This is a genomic window from Secundilactobacillus oryzae JCM 18671 (genome assembly GCF_000740055.1).
Classification (GTDB): Bacteria; Bacillota; Bacilli; order Lactobacillales; family Lactobacillaceae; genus Secundilactobacillus; species Secundilactobacillus oryzae.
On the sequence record NZ_BBJM01000018.1, the window covers coordinates 1 to 16,705 of the forward strand.

Genomic DNA, 16,705 nt, shown 5'->3' on the forward strand with positions numbered 1-16,705 from the left:
CCAAGCAAGAACCAAAAAAAGAGTAATTTCAAGGGCTGTTTAGCCTTTGAAATTACTCTATAAATTGTTCATCAACAGGATTTGACAAAGAGCCAAAAAAATCACTGACAAACTAAGGTGCGAGGTTGCCCCCATTCAAGCTAGACTCGGAAGAAGATTCCAACATCATAACGCTCTATACCTTAATTTGAGTGATTTCATAAATAACCGTATTACACTAAGTCGATAAACTTATGGTTAGTCAACTAATTGTAAAACAACCATTTGTGCTCCGTCGCCACGACGAGGCATTGTTTTCATGATACGAGTGTAACCACCATTACGATCAGCATACTTTGGTGCAATTTCACCAAAAAGCTTTTGTAAGGCAGTTGTTACTTTGATATCATCGCCATCTTCGTTAACATCAGCAACAACATCGCGAACGAATGCTGCAGCTTGTCGACGAGCATGTAAGTCGCCACGCTTACCCAGCGTAATCATCTTATCGGCTGTTGAACGAACTTCTTTAGCGCGCGCTTCAGTCGTCTTGATTTGACCATTGACCAAAAGATCAGTTGTTAAATCACGAAGCAAAGCACGACGTTGTGAACTAGTACGTTGTAATTTCCGGTAACTCATGAATAGTACCCTCCTTTATTGGTTAGTCTTCTTTACGCAATGACAAACCTAAATCTGTCAATTTGCCTTTAACTTCTTCCAATGATTTGCGGCCAAGATTTCTAACCTTCATCATATCTGCTTCGGACTTATCAGTTAATTCCTGAACAGAATTGATACCAGCGCGCTTCAAACAGTTGTAAGAACGAACAGAAAGATCAAGCTCTTCGATTGTCATCTCAAGCATTTTTTCTTTATGAGTTTCTTCTTTTTTAACCATGATTTCAGCATTCTTAGCTTCATCAGTTAAGTTTACAAACATGTCTAAATGCTCAGTCAGAATCTTAGCAGCCAAACTAATTGACTCACTAGGATCAATAGAGCCGTCAGTCCATACATCAAGCGTTAACTTGTCGTAATCTGATTTGTGTCCGACACGTGTATTTTCAACTTGATAGTTAACACGTTCAATTGGGGTATAAATTGAATCAATTGGTAGTACGCCAATTGGCATGTCTTCATCTCTAACCTTGTTTTGGTCAGCTGAAACATACCCGCGACCTTTGTTTGCAGTCATACGCATGTGGAAAGTAGCTCCCTCAGCAACTGTTGCAATGTAAAGATCTGGATTTAAAACAGTCACGTCACTATCAGCAGTAATGTCACCGGCTGTAATTTGTGCAGGACCTTTAACGTTGATGTCGAGTGATTCAACCTCATCGTCAGAACCATCAAGCTCAAGTGAAATCTTCTTTACGTTCAAAATGATCTGTGTGACGTCTTCTACGATTCCATCGATGGATGAAAATTCGTGTAAGACACCATCAATTTGAATACTTGTCACTGCAGCTCCAGGTAATGATGAAAGCAAGATACGACGTAGCGAGTTTCCAAGCGTTGTACCGTATCCTCTTTCTAGAGGCTCAACAACAAACTTACCATAGTTATCAGACTCATCAATCTTGTGAATATTAGGCTTTTCAAATTCAATCATTCTTATCTTTTACCCCTTTCAAACCGCGCTTAGTAACAAAAAAGTTAATCCAATCATGAAGGTTACCCCCATCAAAGAATAACTTCATGCTATACTCGACGGCGCTTTGGAGGACGGGAACCATTATGTGGAACTGGTGTAACGTCACGAATGGCAGTAACTTCTAAACCAGTAGCTTGAAGTGCACGAACAGCAGCTTCACGACCTGAACCAGGACCCTTAACTGCGACTTCAACAGACTTCATGCCATGTTCCATTGATGCCTTGGTTGCAGCTTCTGCAGCCATTTGTGCAGCAAATGGTGTTGATTTCCGACTACCCTTGAAGCCAAGTGCACCAGCTGATGACCAAGCAACAGCGTTACCTTGAACATCGGTAATCATAACTAAAGTATTGTTAAATGTTGAGTGGATATGTGCAACTCCTGACTCAATATTCTTTTTCACACGACGCTTGCGTGAGTTCTTCTTTGTAGCCATAAAAAGTCTTTACCTCCTTCTATAGATTATTATTTCTTACGTCCGGCAACAGCAACAGCCTTACCCTTACGAGTACGGGCATTGTTCTTTGTGTGTTGTCCACGAACTGGTAAACCACGACGATGACGCATGCCACGATATGAACCAATTTCTTGGAGACGCTTGATGTTCATGCTTACTTCACGACGTAAGTCACCTTCAACAGGATACTTGTCGATAGCTGCACGAATCTTATCTTCTTGATCAGGAGTTAAATCGCGTACACGAATATCTTCTGATACCCCTGCTTCAGCAAGGATCTTTTGTGATGTAGTTTGACCGATACCAAAAATGTAAGTTAAACCGATGACGATTCGCTTATCACGTGGTAAGTCAATTCCAGCGATACGAGCCATTAAACGTACACCTCCTATTTATTTATTATAATTATTTGCCTTGGCGTTGCTTGTGCTTTGCGTTTGCAGAGCAAATGACCATTACGCGGCCGTGACGTTTGATTACTTTACAGTGATCACACATCTTTTTTACTGATGGTCTTACTTTCATGAAAAATTCCTCCTAAATTAAAACAGTACGAGGTCTAAAAAATTACTTGAACCGATACGTAATACGACCCTTAGTCAAATCATAAGGAGACATTTCAACAGTCACTCGATCTCCAGGAAGAATCCGGATGTAATGCATCCGGATTTTACCAGAAACGTGAGCCAAAATTTCATGTCCATTTTCTAATTCAACACGGAACATCGCGTTAGGTAGCGTTTCAGTGACTTTGCCTTCAACTTCGATGACATCTTTAGCCACAAAATGTACCTCCTTCAATTGATACCTTTGGTACTCTGTGTCAGTTATTAATCAGAATACGACACGCTTAAAATAATTAAGCAATAATCTGGATAATACTACCACAAATAGTGTAAACAGGCAAGGCAGAGCTCGACCTACACATTATTTATTATAGTTTGTCCAAAATTGACTTAATTTCTTTATAAACGTCTTCGATATCCTGATCACCATTAATCGTGTGCAACAAACCTTTTTCTTCATAGAAATCAACAAGTGGTGTGTTCATTTTCATGTTCACATCCATGCGGTTTCTAACAGTTTCCGGTTTGTCATCATCACGTTGATAGAAATCATGTCCACCACAAACGTCACAAGTTCCTTCAACTTTTGGCATATGGTACAACTTGTGGTAAGTAGCACCACAAGTTCTACAAATGAATCTACCAGAAAGTCGTTTGACTAGGATTTCAGGATCAACATGAATGTTAATCACTGCGTTCACGTCCCGATTCAATTCAGAAGAAATTGTTTCGAGTGCGTTTGCTTGTTCAAGGTTTCTTGGATACCCATCAAGCATATATCCCTTTGCAATGTCATCTTTGCTTAAACGTTCTTTAACGATGCCGTCAGTTACTTCATCAGGAACTAACTCACCCTTATCAATAAACGCTTTCGCTTTCAATCCCATCTCAGTTTCATTCTTCATAGCACTTCGGAAAATATCACCCGTAGAGATATGAATAATATCGAAATCATCGACGATCATTTGAGCTTGAGTTCCCTTACCAGCTCCAGGGAGTCCCATTAAAACAAGATTGAGTGTTGCCACAACATTTCCTCCTAACGTTTCCTTTTAAATGCAAGTAGGTGTGTTGACATACCCACACCCATTGATAACTTATTCAGTTGGTCGAGTGTCTTGAATGAATCCAACGTATTGGCGCTTCATCATAAGACCTTCGATTTGTTGAATGGTTTGAATTGCGACACCAACAACAATAAGTAAGCTGGTACCACCTAAACCAATCGACTCATCTAATCCCCAAATGTTCTGTGCTAACAGAGGAATTAGAGCAACTAATCCTAAGAATAACGAACCTACTGTACTCAAACGCATCAGTAACTTCGAAACATAACTTTGCGTTTCTCGACCTGGCCAAACACCAGGAATGTAACTACCTTGCTTCTGCAAGTTCTCTGATAACTTCTCAGGGTTAACCTGAACAAAGGCATAGAAGAACGTAAACAGAATAATCAAAGTCGTATAAAGAATCGCGCCGTCAGTCGTTTGCATATTAAAAATATCCGTCATAACTTGGTACCAGGTTTCTTCGGAATGGTTATTCGCAAAGATTCCAAGTACTGCTTGAGGCGTTGCAATAAAGGAACTTGCAAAGATAACTGGGATAACACCAGCAACATTCACCTTAAGTGGCAAATAACTACTTTCGGGAGAACCTGAAACTCTTCGTGTGTACTGAATTGGAATCTTACGATCCGCCTGTTGTACCCAAGTAACGAAGGTCACGATGACCAAAACAATAACTACCAATGCAACAACAAAGGCAATGCTTTGCCATAATGTTCCCTCAGAAGCATTAACAAAATATTGTTGGTAAATCTGATAAATACCAGTTGGAACCCTTGCAATAATACCAGCAAAGATAATCATTGAAACACCATTACCCAATCCCTTATCAGTGATCATATCACCAAGCCAGGTTGTTAACATTGTTCCACCCGTGAGAATCAAGCCAATCGTTGCATAGGTTTGAAAACCTGGATTTTCAACAAGGTTCAAACTACTTAAAGTGTTGAAACCAGCAGTTATACCAATTGATTGTACGAATGCAAGTACAATCGTTAAATACCTTGTTGCTTGATTTAACTTTCGTCGTCCAACTTCACCCTGTTTGCTCCATTCAACAAACCGTGGAACAATGTCCATTTGGAGTAATTGAATAACAATTTGAGCTGTAATGTACGGCGAAACCCCCATCGCAAAAATGGAGTAATTAGTTAATCCGCCACCGCTAAAAGTGTTCAAAATGCTTACTAATCCAGAAGACGCTACGTTTTGAAGAGCTTTGGCATTAATACCTGGCACAGTAATGTAGGCACCAATTCGGAAGATAATCAAAACGAACAGTGTAAAGAGAATCTTTTTTCGAATGTCTTTAACTTTAAATGCGTTTCCAAGCGTTGAAAGCATTAGATCACCTCGGTTTTACCGCCAGCAGTCTCGATTGCTGATACAGCAGTCTTTGAAAATTTGTTAGCCTTAACAGTTAACTTCTTAGTCAACTTGCCTTCGCCAAGAATCTTGATGCCGTTAAGTTCGTTCTTAACGATACCTGCTTCAACAAGAACAGTTGGCGTAATTTCAGCACCGTCATCAAAACGTTCTTCCAATGTTGCCAAGTTAACGACAGCATATTCTTTACGGTTGATGTTAGTAAAACCACGCTTTGGAATACGACGGTATAATGGCATTTGGCCACCTTCAAAACCTAAACGTACCTTTCCACGTGCCTTTTGGCCTTTTTGACCACGACCTGAAGTCTTACCTTTACCTGCTGAACGACCACGACCTTTACGAGTACGTGCAGAACGTGAACCTTCAGGAGCTTGTAATTCGTTCAATTTCATGGATTTCGCACCTCCTAACTTGTCTTATTTATTTAACTTCTTCTACTTTAATTAAGTGTGCAACCTTGAAGAGTGCACCACGAACAGCTTCGTTGTCACGAACGACAACACTGTGGTTAACTTTCTTTAAACCAAGGGCTTCAACGATTTTACGTTGCTTGGGGAGACGGTGGGCAACACTATGAATTAAAGTTACTTTTAAATCTGCCATCCTTATACTCCTCCTTACTCAGCTAAATGTTGAACTGAAACACCACGTAATTCAGCAACTTCTTCGGCGTCCTTAAGGTTCTTAAGACCTTCAAAAGTAGCACGAACAGCGTTGATTGGTGTATCAGAACCAAGTCGCTTACTTGTAACATCGGCAATTCCTGCAAGTTCCATGACGGCACGAACAGCGCCACCAGCAGCAACACCAGAACCTTCAGCGGCTGGCTTCAATAGAATACGGCCACCATCGTAAGTTCCGATGATTTCATGAGGAATCGTAGTACCGACGATTGGTACTTCAATAAGGTTTTTGTTTGCAGCTTCAACAGCCTTACGAATAGCTTCTGGAACTTCTTGAGCCTTACCAGTACCAAAGCCAACGTGACCTTTGTGATCGCCAACTACAACTAAAGCAGCAAAACGCAAACGACGTCCACCTTTTACAACCTTAGTGATACGGTTGATAGAAACGACATTATCTTCAAGATCCAATTTAGCGGGATCGATAAAATTAGCCATGTGCGGTTATTCCTCCTTTATTAGAATTCTAGTCCGTCTTCTCTAGCTTTTTCAGCTAATTGTTGAACGCGTCCGTGATACAAGTATCCGCCACGATCAAATACGACGTTTTTAATGTTCTTTTCTGAAGCACGCTTAGCAATGAGTGAACCAACTGCAGCAGCTTGTTCAGTCTTGTTACCATCTGCGACTTCTTTATCTAATGTAGAGGCACTGACTAGCGTCACACCCGCTACGTCATCAATAATTTGAGCGTAGATGTTTTTGTTTGAACGGAATACATTTAAGCGTGGGCGCTCAGCAGTACCAGAAATTTTACTACGAACACGCATATGACGCTTTTGACGTGTTTTGTTTTTATCTGGTTTAGTAATCAAAATAGTCACCTCTTTAAATTAATTAACAGCTAGGCTGCTTTATTTACCTGTTTTACCTTCTTTAAGTGTAATGTGTTCGTCTTCGTAACGAATACCCTTACCCTTATAAGGTTCTGGTGAACGAACTGCACGTACTTCGGCAGCAAAGTCCCCAACTTCTTGCTTGCTGATACCACTAATAATAATGGTAGTGTTGTCTGGTACTTCAACCGTTAAGTTATCACTAACCGTCATTTCGACAGGGTTTGAATAACCAACACTCAAAGTAAGAGTCTTACCCTTTAATTGGGCACGGTAACCAACACCGACAAGCTTCAAAGTCTTTTTAAAACCATTTGTGACACCTTCAACCATGTTGTGAAGGTTGGCACGCATCGTTCCGTGAAGTGCACGGGTTTTGTTGTTATCATCGCTACGATCGAAGTTAACTTCACCGTCACTAACTTTCATTTCAATAACTGGTGAAAAGGTTCTTGTAAGTGAACCTTTTGGTCCTTTAACCGTAACTTCATCGCCTTCGCGCTTAACTTCAACACCGGCTGGCACAACAACTGTTTTATATCCAATACGACTCATTTAAGGGCACCTCCTATCTTTTTAAAATTATTACCAGATGTAAGCTAATACTTCTCCGCCGATCTTCTTGGCACGTGCTTCTTTGTCGGTTACAACGCCTTCAGATGTAGAAATGATGGCGATACCTAAACCGTTAAGAACACGTGGAACAGCATCAGCTTTGACATATGAACGTAAGCCTGGCTTTGAAATACGCTTCAAACCTGAGATAACACGTTCGTTATCACGGCCGTACTTAAGAAATACACGAATGATACCTTGCTTGTCATCTTCGATGTATTCAACATCGCGAACGAAACCTTCACGCTTCAAGATTTCAGCAATGTCTTGCTTGATTTTAGATGCAGGTACTTCTACTGATTCGTGACGAACCATGTTCGCGTTACGAATACGAGTCAAGAAATCTGCAATTGGGTCAGTCATTGACATTTAGTTTTACCCTCCTTATTTAGTAGGTTTGTTTTACCAACTAGCTTTCTTCATACCAGGAATTTGACCCTTGTGAGCTAACTCGCGAAGGCAAATACGGCATAGGTGGAATTTTTGATAAACTGAATGTGGACGTCCACATCGTTCACAACGGGTATAATTTTGTGTCGAGAACTTAGCAGGACGCTGACTTTTAACAACCAATGATTTTTTAGCCAATGTGGAGCCTCCTTATTTATTTAGTAAATGGCATTCCGAATTGAGTTAACAATTCACGTGATTCTTCGTCGGTGTTGGCTGTAGTAACAATAACGATATCTAAACCACGAACACGATTAACATTATCGTAATCGATTTCTGGGAAGATCAATTGTTCTCTAACACCCAATGTATAGTTACCACGACCATCAAATGCGCGGCTACTTACACCATGAAAATCACGAACACGAGGTAATGAAACATTTACTAACTTGTCCAAAAATTCGTACATACGATCGCCACGAAGTGTAACCTTCGCACCAATTGCGTTTCCTTCACGAAGACGGAAACCGGCAATTGACTTCTTAGCTTTTGTAACCAAAGGCTTTTGACCAGCAATCAATGTCAATTCTGCAACAGCTTCATCAAGGTTTTTTGCGTTAGTAACAGCGTCACCAACACCCATGTTTAAAACGATCTTTTCGATCTTTGGTGCTTGCATAACTGACTTGTAACTGAATTTTTCCACCATTGCTGGTGTAATTTCGTTTTTGTACTTTTCTTCCAATCTACTTGGCATGGATGAAATATCCTCCTTTCAGTAAAAATTAATCGATTGTTTTACCTGACTTCTTACCAAATCTAACTTTATTGCCATCTTCAACACGGAAACCAACACGCGTTGGCTCGTTTGTTGATGGGTCAATTAACATTACGTTAGAAACTTGGATAGGCGCTTCCTTTTCAATAATTCCACCTTGTGGAGTTGATTGGGTCGCTTTTTGATGCTTTTTAATTAAGTTGATACCTTCAACGACAACGCGATTCTTAGCAGCAAGAGTCTTGGTAACAGTACCTTCTTTACCCTTATCTTTACCACTGATCACACGAACTTTGTCACCAGTTTTAATGAACATTCTATTGAGCACCTCCTGTCTTCCAATGGTGATTTATAGCACTTCTGGGGCTAAGGAAACGATCTTCATATAATCGTTATCACGTAATTCACGTGCGACAGGGCCAAAGATACGAGTACCTTGAGGGCTCTTATCATCACGGATTAAAACGGCAGCATTTTCGTCAAAGCGGATGTAAGATCCGTCAACTCGTCTAATACGAGACTTTGTACGAACGATAACTGCTTTAACAACGTCACCCTTCTTAACAACGCCACCTGGTGTTGCTTGTTTAACAGTTGCAACAATTACATCACCAATACCGGCGTAACGACGTTTTGAACCGCCGAGAACTTTAATAGTTAAAATTTCACGGGCACCTGAGTTATCAGCAACCTTTAAACGACTCTCTTGTTGGATCACAGCTAGTGTCCTCCTTTCATTTCCAAATCAGAATACGATAAACGACACTAGATAATAACTGATTTTTCAACAATGTTGATAAGGCGGAAACGCTTTGTTGCAGATAATGGACGAGTTTCCATAATTTCCACGATATCGCCTTGCTTAGCTTCGTTATTTTCATCGTGAGCTTTATACTTCTTGGTATATTTAATACGTTTGCCATAAGTAGCATGCATCTTAGTTGTTTCAACAGCTACAGTAATTGTCTTGTCCATCTTGTCAGAAACAACACGGCCACGGTATACCTTACGATCATTACGAGCTTCACTCATGTATAGTACCTCCTTTTATCGTATTCTATTTACTTAATTCTTGTTGACGTAAAGCAGTTTTAATACGTGCGATGTTCTTACGTACTTGCTTTAGTCTTGCTGTATTTTCAAGTTGACCGGTAGCCAATTGGAAGCGAAGGTTGAACAACTCATCCTTGTATGACTTCTCTTTGTCGATCATTTCAGCAGTGGTTAATTCATTAATTTCTTTAGCCTTCATTTGATTCGCCACCTACTTCCTCACGTGCAATAACCTTAGTACGGACGGGAAGCTTCATTGCAGCCAAACGTAATGCCTCACGTGCGACGTCCTCAGGAACGCCAGCAACTTCGAACAATACTTTTTCGCGCTTAACTGGAGCAACCCAACCAGCTGGAGTACCTTTACCATTACCCATACGTACTCCGACACCTTTTTCAGTGTATGATTTGTGAGGGAAAATTTTGATCCAAACTTTCCCACCACGCTTCATGTAACGTGTCATAGCAACACGCGCAGCTTCGATTTGACGGTTGGTAATCCAACTTGAATCGAGCGATTGTAAACCGTAATCACCAAAGGTAACTTCACGGCCACCTTTAGCACGACCACGTAGCTTACCACGATGTTCACGACGATGCTTTACTCGCTTAGGTACCAGCATGCTTATTTCCCTCCTTTGTCAGTATTTCCTTGAACAGAGTTCTTCTTTTCAGGGAGAATTTCACCACGGTAAATCCAAGTCTTAACACCCAGAGCACCGTAAGTAGTGTGTGCTTCAACCCATGCATAATCAATATCAGCACGGAGCGTGTGCAATGGAACAGTACCTTCTGAGTATGATTCGATACGAGACATGTCTGCACCGTTTAAACGGCCGGCAACTTGTGTCTTAATACCCTTGGCACCTGAACGCATTGTACGTTGCATTGTTTGCTTCATAGCACGACGGAAAGCGACACGACCCTCAAGTTGACGAGCAATGTTTTCACCGACTAATTTAGCATCCAAATCAGGTTTCTTGATTTCAATGATGTTAATGTGAACTTTCTTACCAGTTAAGTTGTTTAATTCCTTACGGAGATTTTCAACTTCTGCTCCACCTTTACCGATTACCATTCCTGGTTTTGCGGTATGAATTGAAACGTTTACGCGATTTGCAGCACGTTCGATTTCAACTGTTGAGACAGATGCATCGGCAAGTCTTTTTTCGATATATTTGCGGATTTTGAGGTCTTCACGTAAATAAGTAGCAAAATCTTTTTCGGCGTACCATTTTGCTTCCCAGTCACGGATGATACCAACTCGTAATCCGGTAGGATTAATCTTTTGACCCACGCGTTATCCCTCCTATTTTTCAGATACTACTACAGTAATATGACTTGTTCGCTTGTTAATTGGTGAAGCAGAACCCTTAGCTCTTGGGCGGAAACGCTTCAAGGTAGGTCCTTCGTTTACGTAAACTTCACTAACAATTAAATCTTGACGATCTAAGTCGAAGTTATTTTCAGCATTTGCTACTGCTGACATTAATACTTTTTCTACGATTGGCGAGCCACCACGTGGTGTGAATTTCAAAATTGAAATTGCTTCAGCTACGCTTTTACCTCTGATAAGATCAACGACAAGGCGGACCTTACGAGCGGCAATACGAACTGTCTTCGCCGTTGCTTTTGCTGATGTAACTTGTTCAGCCATTGGTTATCCTCCTTTTAGACCCTCGTCTTCTTATCATCGTTACCATGACCTCGGAAAGTACGAGTTGGAACGAATTCACCAAGCTTGTGACCAACCATGTCTTCTTGAATGAAGACAGGCACGTTCTTACGACCGTCATAAACAGCGATCGTATAGCCGATAAAGCTTGGGAAGATAGTTGAGCGACGAGACCAAGTCTTAATTACAGACTTCTTTTCTGAATCCTTTTGCGCCTCGATCTTCTTTAAAAGATGAGCATCGGCAAAAGGTCCTTTTTTTAGACTACGACCCATTATGAAACCTCCTCTTCAATATATGGTTTATTCATTCAATTGGCGGTTAATTATTTACCCTTACGGTGACGAACGATGAACTTCTCAGAAGAAGCCTTCTTGTTACGAGTCTTCTTACCAATAGTCTTCTTACCCCATGGAGAAAGAGGTGATGGACGACCGATAGGAGCTTTACCTTCACCACCACCATGAGGGTGATCGTTAGGGTTCATAACAGATCCACGAGTATGTGGTCGCTTACCAACCCAACGGTTACGGCCGGCTTTACCAACATTAACAAGTTCGTGTTCTTCATTACCAACAGTACCGATCGTTGCACGGTTAACAGCAAGGATCATACGAACTTCGCCTGAAGTCAAACGAACTAAAGCGTACTTACCTTCCTTACCAAGCAATTGTGCAGAAGCACCAGCAGAACGAACTAATTGTCCACCCTTACCTGGCTTCAATTCGATGTTGTGGATAACTGTACCAACAGGAATGTTTTGTAATGGCAATGCATTACCAACTTTGATGTCGGCTTCTGGTCCTGATTCAACCTTGTCTCCAACCTTCAAACCTTTTGGTGCAATGATGTATGACTTGATACCGTCAGCGTAAACAAGTAAAGCAATGTTTGAAGTACGGTTTGGATCGTATTCAATTGCCTTAACAGTAGCAGGCACATTGTCTTTTGTACGTTTGAAATCAATAATACGGTACTTCGTCTTGTTACCACCGCCGCGGTGACGTACAGTCATATGACCGTAGTTGTTACGACCAGCGGTATGGCTCTTTGATTCCAATAATGACTTTTCTGGCTTTGACTTAGTGATTACAGAACTGTAATCAAGACTAGTCATGTTACGACGGCCATTACTTGTTGGTTTATATACTTTTAAAGCCACGTTATTTTCCTCCTAAATTAAATTTTCGCTTATTCTTCGCCGAATAATTGAATTTCCTTTGAATCAGAAGATAAAGTGACAATAGCTTTACGACGCTTCTTAGTGTAGCCTTCGTAACGGCCTTGACGCTTTAACTTTCCTTTAACATTCATAATATTAACTTTGACAACTTTAACGTCGAAGATATCTTCGATAGCCTTTTTGACTTGTGTCTTGGTTGCCCGTACATCAACGTCGAACGTATAACGCTTGTCGTCTAACAAAGCTGTAGATGCTTCTGTAACTACTGGGCGTAAAATAATATCGCGTGATTCCATTATGCGAGCACCTCCTCTACTTGAGAAAGGGCAGATTTAGTAATGACCACCTTGTCGCTGTTAATTAAGTCAAGGACGTTAACGCCGTTAGCATCAATTACCTTGACGTTACTTAAGTTACGAGCTGCAAGTGCGGCATTATCATTGCCATCTTCAAGTACAACTAATGTCTTAGTGTCTACGTTGAGACCTGCTAAAACATTTGAAAATTCCTTCGTCTTTGGTTCTTTGAAGTTGAGCTCATCAACAACTACGAAGCTTGCGTCTAACACTTTTTGTGAAAGAACTGACTTCAAAGCTAAACGAGCAACCTTGCGTGGTAAGTGATAACGGTATGAGCGAGGTGTTGGTCCGAAGACAGTACCACCGCCGACCCATTGTGGAGATCTAGTTGAACCTTGACGGGCACGACCAGTTCCTTTTTGACGCCATGGCTTCTTTCCACCGCCACGGACTGCACTACGGTTTTTAACTGCGTGAGTACCCTGACGAAGAGAAGCGCGTTGCATCAACACTGCATCAAATACGACGTTGTTGTTAGGTTCGATTCCGAAAATAGCATCGTTCAAGTCGATGTTGCCGTTTTCTGAACCATTTTGTTTGAATAAAGTTACGCTAGTCATCTATGTTCTCCTCCCTTCTTATTTTTTTGGTGCGCGAACAGCACTCTTGATTTCAACGAATGACTTGTTAGCACCAGGGACGTTACCCTTAATTAACAATACGTTGTTGTCTAAGTCAGCACGAACGATTTTAAGATTTTGAACGGTAACAGTCTTGTTACCCATACGACCAGGCAATTTCTTACCAGGGAACACACGGTTAATAATGGCACCCAATGAACCTGGACGACGGTGATAACGAGAACCATGAGTTTCTGGTCCACGGCTTTGTCCATCTTTATGAACGTTACCTTGGTATCCATGACCTTTTGTTGTACCCGTTACATCAACGTAGTCGCCTTCGTTAAAGATATCAACTTTAACTTCGTCTGCTACCTTGTATTCTCCTAGCTCGACATCGTTGATTTCACGAATGAAGCGCTTAGGAGCCGTTTTTGCTTTTGAAACATGACCTTGTTCTGGTTTGTTGCTGAGAACGTCGCGTTTGTCTTGGAAACCAAGTTGAACTGCTTCGTAGCCATCGTTTTCCATTGTCTTAACTTGTAAAACAACGTTAGGAGTAGCTTCGACAACTGTAACTGGTACCAATTCGCCGTTTTCAGTAAACACTTGAGTCATTCCGACTTTTCTACCTAAGATTCCTTTTCTGGTCATGAGTACACCTCCGATATAATGTAATTATTTTTTGAAAATTATAGTTTGATTTCGATATCTACACCACTTGGCAAGTCGAGCTTCATTAATGAGTCAACTGTCTTTGGTGTTGGATTAACAATATCAATTAAACGCTTGTGCGTACGCATTTCGAATTGTTCGCGAGACTTCTTGAACTTATGTGGTGAACGTAGCACCGTGTAGATAGTACGATCAGTTGGCAATGGAATTGGGCCTGAGATAGTGGCACCAGTTCTCTTTGCTGTTTCAACGATCTTGTCCGCTGATTGATCTAAGATACGGTGTTCGTACGCCTTTAAACGAATACGAATTTTTTGTTTTGCCATTGTGTTCCCTCCTTCGTCTATTTTCAAAATAAGACTAACTCCGTGAAAATTACCGCCACACCCTATGGCAAAGCGGCCGGGTGTGTCGCAACCTTCCACATCAACGCTATGAATATGCTCGAGGACAGTATTATCCCCTAAAAAATCAGCACTAGTACATGATACAAAAAAAAAGCCCTTTATGCAAGGACTTTTCGCTACAATCTCCATTTAATTAGATGATTCTAATTCGGATGAATTGTTTAATTAGTCAGCAGCTGGTGTGCCACCGTTTTTCTTGATAATTTCTGCTTGAATGCTCTTAGGAACGGCTTCGTAGTGATCAAAGGTCATTGTGAAAGTACCACGGCCTTGTGATGCTGAACGAAGAGTCGTTGCGTAACCGAACATTTCTGAAAGTGGGACGAATGAATGGATTTGTTTTGCGTTTCCGCGATCTTCCATACCTTCAACACGTCCACGACGTGCAGTAACTTGTCCCATGATATCACCCATGTATTCTTCAGGGATAACGATATCAACCTTCATGATTGGTTCAAGGATAACTGGGCCAGCTTGCTTAGCGGCGTTACGTAATGCCAATGATGCGGCAACCTTAAAGGCAGCTTCACTTGAATCGACATCATGGTAACTACCATCGTAAAGCTTGGCTTTAACGTCAACGATTGGGTAACCGGCAAGAACACCGTTTTCCAATGATTCCTTCAAACCTTGTTCAACTGAAGGGATGAATTCACGAGGAACAACACCACCAACGATAGCGTCTTCGAATTCGAATCCTTTACCAGCTTCGTTAGGAGTGAATTCAATCCAAACGTCACCATATTGACCTTTACCACCAGATTGACGAACAAACTTACCTTGTGCTGAGGCAGTCTTCGTAAATGCTTCACGGTAGGCAACTTGAGGTGCACCAACAGTAGCTTCAACTTTGAATTCACGCTTCATACGGTCAATGATGATATCCAAGTGAAGCTCACCCATACCAGCAATCAAAGTTTCACCAGTTTCAGGATTAGTTTCAGCCTTGAAAGTTGGATCTTCTTCAGAAAGCTTTTGAAGAGCATTGTTCATCTTGTCTTGGTCAGCCTTCGTCTTAGGTTCAACAGCAACCTGAATAACTGGTTCAGGGAATTCCATTGATTCCAAGTGAAGTGGATGATCAACATCAGTCAATGAATCACCAGTAGTGGTGTTCTTAAGACCGATAGCAGCAGCAATATCACCTGAGAAAACTTCTGGGATTTCTTGACGGTGATTTGAGTGCATTTGGAGCAAACGTCCAACACGTTCACGCTTGTCTTTTGAAGTGTTTAAGACGTATGAACCTGATTCAAGAGTTCCAGTATAAACACGAATAAACGTCAAACGACCAACGAATGGATCAGTTGCAATCTTGAAGGCCAAAGCGGCAAATGGATCGTCGTCGCTAGCAATCAGTTCAACGTCTTCACCAGTATCTGGGTTAGTGGCGTTGTATGGCTTAACATCTAATGGAGATGGTAAGTAATCGATAACGGCATCAAGCATCATTTGAACACCTTTGTTCTTGAAGGCTGAACCAGCAAGAACTGGGAATAATTCAAGGCTTAATGTACTGCGACGAATAGCAGCTTTAATTTCAGGAACTGAAATTTCTTCACCGCCAAGGTACTTTTCCATGATGTCTTCGTCAAGGTCAGCAAGTTGTTCGAGCATTGCGTCACGACGCTTTTCAGCTTCTTCACGGTACTCTTCAGGAACATCAACTGTATCCCAGTTTGAACCAAGTTCGTCTTGGTCATAGATATCGGCCTTCATTTCAACAAGGTCAATGATACCTTCGAAGTCATCTTCGGCACCGATTGGCATTTGGATAGCCAAAGCGTTTGCTTGAAGACGATCCTTCAATGATTGAACTGAGAAGTCAAAGTCGGCTCCCAATTTGTCCATCTTGTTGGCAAAAACGATACGAGGAACACTGTAGTCTGACGCTTGACGCCAAACAGTTTCAGTTTGAGGTTCCACACCAGCTTGTGCATCAAGCACAGCTACGGCACCATCTAAGACACGAAGTGAACGTTCAACTTCAACAGTGAAGTCCACGTGTCCTGGGGTATCGATAATGTTGATACGGTGATCCTTCCATTCAGCAGTTGTAGCGGCTGAAGTAATCGTGATACCACGTTCTTGTTCTTGTTCCATCCAGTCCATTTGTGAAGCCCCTTCATGGGTTTCACCAATCTTGTGAATTTTACCAGTGTAATACAAGATACGTTCAGTTGTGGTTGTTTTACCGGCATCAATATGTGCCATGATTCCGATATTCCGCGTCATTTCAAGCGGGAATGGTCGTGTATTAGCCATGTTAAGTTTGTAACTCCTCTCAAATTTAATGCAATTTGTAAAAAAGATGGCCATATCATGTGCTATAGCCATCTTCCTCAATTTATTGTAAAGTTCCAGCAATGCTAACC

The 16,705-nt window shown here is 41.4% G+C and carries 30 protein-coding genes; all 30 read right to left on the reverse strand.

Annotated features, from left to right (window positions below; translation table 11 throughout):
- Positions 1–237 precede the first annotated feature (237 nt).
- The 30 genes from rplQ to fusA all read right to left on the reverse strand — a co-directional run bounded on the left by rplQ (position 238) and on the right by fusA (position 16,595).
- Positions 238–621, reverse strand: a complete 384-nt coding sequence (gene rplQ, locus LOSG293_RS05700; protein ID WP_034528099.1) for a 50S ribosomal protein L17 — start codon at positions 619–621, stop codon at positions 238–240.
- A 22-nt stretch (positions 622–643) separates the two neighbouring features.
- Complete coding sequence (locus tag LOSG293_RS05705; RefSeq protein ID WP_034528102.1) at positions 644–1,594, reverse strand: DNA-directed RNA polymerase subunit alpha; 951 nt, start codon at positions 1,592–1,594, stop codon at positions 644–646.
- A gap of 89 nt (positions 1,595–1,683) precedes the next feature.
- On the reverse strand, positions 1,684–2,073 hold the full coding sequence (gene rpsK, locus LOSG293_RS05710; RefSeq protein WP_034528105.1) for a 30S ribosomal protein S11: 390 nt from the start codon (positions 2,071–2,073) through the stop codon (positions 1,684–1,686).
- 29 nt (positions 2,074–2,102) lie between these two features.
- Positions 2,103–2,468, reverse strand: coding sequence for a 30S ribosomal protein S13 (rpsM, locus tag LOSG293_RS05715; RefSeq protein WP_034528107.1), 366 nt, complete (start codon positions 2,466–2,468; stop codon positions 2,103–2,105).
- 31 nt (positions 2,469–2,499) lie between these two features.
- A complete protein-coding gene (gene rpmJ / locus LOSG293_RS05720; protein WP_034528109.1) occupies positions 2,500–2,619 on the reverse strand; it encodes a 50S ribosomal protein L36 in 120 nt (39 codons plus the stop codon).
- Positions 2,620–2,661: 42 nt separating this feature from the next.
- On the reverse strand, positions 2,662–2,877 hold the full coding sequence (infA, locus tag LOSG293_RS05725; protein WP_010619611.1) for a translation initiation factor IF-1: 216 nt from the start codon (positions 2,875–2,877) through the stop codon (positions 2,662–2,664).
- A 151-nt stretch (positions 2,878–3,028) separates the two neighbouring features.
- Positions 3,029–3,688, reverse strand: a complete 660-nt coding sequence (locus LOSG293_RS05730) for an adenylate kinase (protein ID WP_152551113.1) — start codon at positions 3,686–3,688, stop codon at positions 3,029–3,031.
- A gap of 69 nt (positions 3,689–3,757) precedes the next feature.
- Complete coding sequence (secY, locus tag LOSG293_RS05735) at positions 3,758–5,071, reverse strand: preprotein translocase subunit SecY (protein WP_034528112.1); 1,314 nt, start codon at positions 5,069–5,071, stop codon at positions 3,758–3,760.
- Entirely contained in the window at positions 5,071–5,508 is a 438-nt protein-coding gene (rplO, locus tag LOSG293_RS05740) for a 50S ribosomal protein L15 (protein ID WP_034528114.1), read from the reverse strand. The genes secY and rplO overlap by 1 nt, the downstream gene beginning before the upstream one ends.
- A 28-nt stretch (positions 5,509–5,536) precedes the next feature.
- Positions 5,537–5,719 carry a 50S ribosomal protein L30 gene (gene rpmD / locus LOSG293_RS05745; protein ID WP_034528117.1) on the reverse strand — a complete coding sequence of 61 codons (183 nt, stop codon included), beginning with the start codon at positions 5,717–5,719 and terminating at the stop codon, positions 5,537–5,539.
- 14 nt (positions 5,720–5,733) lie between these two features.
- Positions 5,734–6,237: a 30S ribosomal protein S5 gene (rpsE, locus tag LOSG293_RS05750; RefSeq protein ID WP_034528119.1), complete on the reverse strand. Its 504-nt coding sequence runs from the start codon at positions 6,235–6,237 to the stop codon at positions 5,734–5,736.
- A gap of 20 nt (positions 6,238–6,257) precedes the next feature.
- Entirely contained in the window at positions 6,258–6,623 is a 366-nt protein-coding gene (gene rplR / locus LOSG293_RS05755) for a 50S ribosomal protein L18 (RefSeq protein WP_034528121.1), read from the reverse strand.
- Between the two features lie 30 nt (positions 6,624–6,653).
- Positions 6,654–7,190, reverse strand: coding sequence for a 50S ribosomal protein L6 (gene rplF, locus LOSG293_RS05760; RefSeq protein WP_034528135.1), 537 nt, complete (start codon positions 7,188–7,190; stop codon positions 6,654–6,656).
- 30 nt (positions 7,191–7,220) lie between these two features.
- Positions 7,221–7,619, reverse strand: a complete 399-nt coding sequence (gene rpsH, locus LOSG293_RS05765) for a 30S ribosomal protein S8 (protein ID WP_034528137.1) — start codon at positions 7,617–7,619, stop codon at positions 7,221–7,223.
- Between the two features lie 33 nt (positions 7,620–7,652).
- Complete coding sequence (locus LOSG293_RS05770; protein WP_081919912.1) at positions 7,653–7,838, reverse strand: type Z 30S ribosomal protein S14; 186 nt, start codon at positions 7,836–7,838, stop codon at positions 7,653–7,655.
- A gap of 16 nt (positions 7,839–7,854) precedes the next feature.
- Positions 7,855–8,397 (reverse strand): 50S ribosomal protein L5, encoded by a 543-nt coding sequence (gene rplE, locus LOSG293_RS05775; RefSeq protein WP_034528138.1) that lies wholly within the window; start codon positions 8,395–8,397, stop codon positions 7,855–7,857.
- A gap of 28 nt (positions 8,398–8,425) precedes the next feature.
- On the reverse strand, positions 8,426–8,734 hold the full coding sequence (rplX, locus tag LOSG293_RS05780; RefSeq protein WP_034528140.1) for a 50S ribosomal protein L24: 309 nt from the start codon (positions 8,732–8,734) through the stop codon (positions 8,426–8,428).
- A 33-nt stretch (positions 8,735–8,767) separates the two neighbouring features.
- On the reverse strand, positions 8,768–9,136 hold the full coding sequence (gene rplN, locus LOSG293_RS05785; RefSeq protein ID WP_034528142.1) for a 50S ribosomal protein L14: 369 nt from the start codon (positions 9,134–9,136) through the stop codon (positions 8,768–8,770).
- A gap of 47 nt (positions 9,137–9,183) precedes the next feature.
- A complete protein-coding gene (rpsQ, locus tag LOSG293_RS05790) occupies positions 9,184–9,450 on the reverse strand; it encodes a 30S ribosomal protein S17 (RefSeq protein ID WP_034528144.1) in 267 nt (88 codons plus the stop codon).
- 25 nt (positions 9,451–9,475) lie between these two features.
- Positions 9,476–9,670, reverse strand: a complete 195-nt coding sequence (rpmC, locus tag LOSG293_RS05795) for a 50S ribosomal protein L29 (protein ID WP_010619597.1) — start codon at positions 9,668–9,670, stop codon at positions 9,476–9,478.
- Positions 9,660–10,094, reverse strand: coding sequence for a 50S ribosomal protein L16 (gene rplP / locus LOSG293_RS05800; RefSeq protein WP_034528145.1), 435 nt, complete (start codon positions 10,092–10,094; stop codon positions 9,660–9,662). The genes rpmC and rplP overlap by 11 nt, the downstream gene beginning before the upstream one ends.
- Positions 10,095–10,096: 2 nt before the next feature.
- Complete coding sequence (gene rpsC, locus LOSG293_RS05805; RefSeq protein WP_034528146.1) at positions 10,097–10,768, reverse strand: 30S ribosomal protein S3; 672 nt, start codon at positions 10,766–10,768, stop codon at positions 10,097–10,099.
- A gap of 12 nt (positions 10,769–10,780) precedes the next feature.
- Complete coding sequence (gene rplV, locus LOSG293_RS05810) at positions 10,781–11,128, reverse strand: 50S ribosomal protein L22 (protein ID WP_034528147.1); 348 nt, start codon at positions 11,126–11,128, stop codon at positions 10,781–10,783.
- 14 nt (positions 11,129–11,142) lie between these two features.
- Positions 11,143–11,421 carry a 30S ribosomal protein S19 gene (rpsS, locus tag LOSG293_RS05815; RefSeq protein ID WP_034528149.1) on the reverse strand — a complete coding sequence of 93 codons (279 nt, stop codon included), beginning with the start codon at positions 11,419–11,421 and terminating at the stop codon, positions 11,143–11,145.
- 50 nt (positions 11,422–11,471) lie between these two features.
- On the reverse strand, positions 11,472–12,308 hold the full coding sequence (rplB, locus tag LOSG293_RS05820) for a 50S ribosomal protein L2 (protein ID WP_034528152.1): 837 nt from the start codon (positions 12,306–12,308) through the stop codon (positions 11,472–11,474).
- 29 nt (positions 12,309–12,337) lie between these two features.
- Positions 12,338–12,625 (reverse strand): 50S ribosomal protein L23, encoded by a 288-nt coding sequence (gene rplW, locus LOSG293_RS05825; RefSeq protein WP_034528154.1) that lies wholly within the window; start codon positions 12,623–12,625, stop codon positions 12,338–12,340.
- On the reverse strand, positions 12,625–13,248 hold the full coding sequence (rplD, locus tag LOSG293_RS05830) for a 50S ribosomal protein L4 (protein WP_034528156.1): 624 nt from the start codon (positions 13,246–13,248) through the stop codon (positions 12,625–12,627). Before rplD ends, rplW begins: the two co-directional genes overlap by 1 nt.
- Before the next feature lie 18 nt (positions 13,249–13,266).
- A complete protein-coding gene (gene rplC / locus LOSG293_RS05835; protein WP_034528158.1) occupies positions 13,267–13,902 on the reverse strand; it encodes a 50S ribosomal protein L3 in 636 nt (211 codons plus the stop codon).
- A 38-nt stretch (positions 13,903–13,940) separates the two neighbouring features.
- Positions 13,941–14,249: a 30S ribosomal protein S10 gene (gene rpsJ, locus LOSG293_RS05840; RefSeq protein WP_034528161.1), complete on the reverse strand. Its 309-nt coding sequence runs from the start codon at positions 14,247–14,249 to the stop codon at positions 13,941–13,943.
- A gap of 246 nt (positions 14,250–14,495) precedes the next feature.
- Positions 14,496–16,595, reverse strand: coding sequence for an elongation factor G (gene fusA, locus LOSG293_RS05845; RefSeq protein ID WP_034528163.1), 2,100 nt, complete (start codon positions 16,593–16,595; stop codon positions 14,496–14,498).
- Positions 16,596–16,705 lie beyond the last annotated feature (110 nt).

Excerpts from the sequence above, each read along its gene's own strand:
- rplQ (WP_034528099.1), bottom strand. The coding sequence starts at position 621 with ATGAGTTACCGGAAATTACAACGTACTAGTTCACAACGTCGTGCTTTG.
- LOSG293_RS05705 (WP_034528102.1), bottom strand. The coding sequence starts at position 1,594 with ATGATTGAATTTGAAAAGCCTAATATTCACAAGATTGATGAGTCTGAT.
- rpsK (WP_034528105.1), bottom strand. The coding sequence starts at position 2,073 with ATGGCTACAAAGAAGAACTCACGCAAGCGTCGTGTGAAAAAGAATATT.
- rpsM (WP_034528107.1), bottom strand. The coding sequence starts at position 2,468 with ATGGCTCGTATCGCTGGAATTGACTTACCACGTGATAAGCGAATCGTC.
- rpmJ (WP_034528109.1), bottom strand. The coding sequence starts at position 2,619 with ATGAAAGTAAGACCATCAGTAAAAAAGATGTGTGATCACTGTAAAGTA.
- secY (WP_034528112.1), bottom strand. The coding sequence starts at position 5,071 with ATGCTTTCAACGCTTGGAAACGCATTTAAAGTTAAAGACATTCGAAAA.
- rplO (WP_034528114.1), bottom strand. The coding sequence starts at position 5,508 with ATGAAATTGAACGAATTACAAGCTCCTGAAGGTTCACGTTCTGCACGT.
- rpmD (WP_034528117.1), bottom strand. The coding sequence starts at position 5,719 with ATGGCAGATTTAAAAGTAACTTTAATTCATAGTGTTGCCCACCGTCTC.
- rpsE (WP_034528119.1), bottom strand. The coding sequence starts at position 6,237 with ATGGCTAATTTTATCGATCCCGCTAAATTGGATCTTGAAGATAATGTC.
- rplF (WP_034528135.1), bottom strand. The coding sequence starts at position 7,190 with ATGAGTCGTATTGGATATAAAACAGTTGTTGTGCCAGCCGGTGTTGAA.
- rpsH (WP_034528137.1), bottom strand. The coding sequence starts at position 7,619 with ATGTCAATGACTGACCCAATTGCAGATTTCTTGACTCGTATTCGTAAC.
- rplE (WP_034528138.1), bottom strand. The coding sequence starts at position 8,397 with ATGCCAAGTAGATTGGAAGAAAAGTACAAAAACGAAATTACACCAGCA.
- rplX (WP_034528140.1), bottom strand. The coding sequence starts at position 8,734 with ATGTTCATTAAAACTGGTGACAAAGTTCGTGTGATCAGTGGTAAAGAT.
- rpsQ (WP_034528144.1), bottom strand. The coding sequence starts at position 9,450 with ATGAGTGAAGCTCGTAATGATCGTAAGGTATACCGTGGCCGTGTTGTT.
- rpmC (WP_010619597.1), bottom strand. The coding sequence starts at position 9,670 with ATGAAGGCTAAAGAAATTAATGAATTAACCACTGCTGAAATGATCGAC.
- rplP (WP_034528145.1), bottom strand. The coding sequence starts at position 10,094 with ATGCTGGTACCTAAGCGAGTAAAGCATCGTCGTGAACATCGTGGTAAG.
- rplV (WP_034528147.1), bottom strand. The coding sequence starts at position 11,128 with ATGGCTGAACAAGTTACATCAGCAAAAGCAACGGCGAAGACAGTTCGT.
- rpsS (WP_034528149.1), bottom strand. The coding sequence starts at position 11,421 with ATGGGTCGTAGTCTAAAAAAAGGACCTTTTGCCGATGCTCATCTTTTA.
- rplW (WP_034528154.1), bottom strand. The coding sequence starts at position 12,625 with ATGGAATCACGCGATATTATTTTACGCCCAGTAGTTACAGAAGCATCT.
- rplD (WP_034528156.1), bottom strand. The coding sequence starts at position 13,248 with ATGACTAGCGTAACTTTATTCAAACAAAATGGTTCAGAAAACGGCAAC.
- rplC (WP_034528158.1), bottom strand. The coding sequence starts at position 13,902 with ATGACCAGAAAAGGAATCTTAGGTAGAAAAGTCGGAATGACTCAAGTG.
- rpsJ (WP_034528161.1), bottom strand. The coding sequence starts at position 14,249 with ATGGCAAAACAAAAAATTCGTATTCGTTTAAAGGCGTACGAACACCGT.
- fusA (WP_034528163.1), bottom strand. The coding sequence starts at position 16,595 with ATGGCTAATACACGACCATTCCCGCTTGAAATGACGCGGAATATCGGA.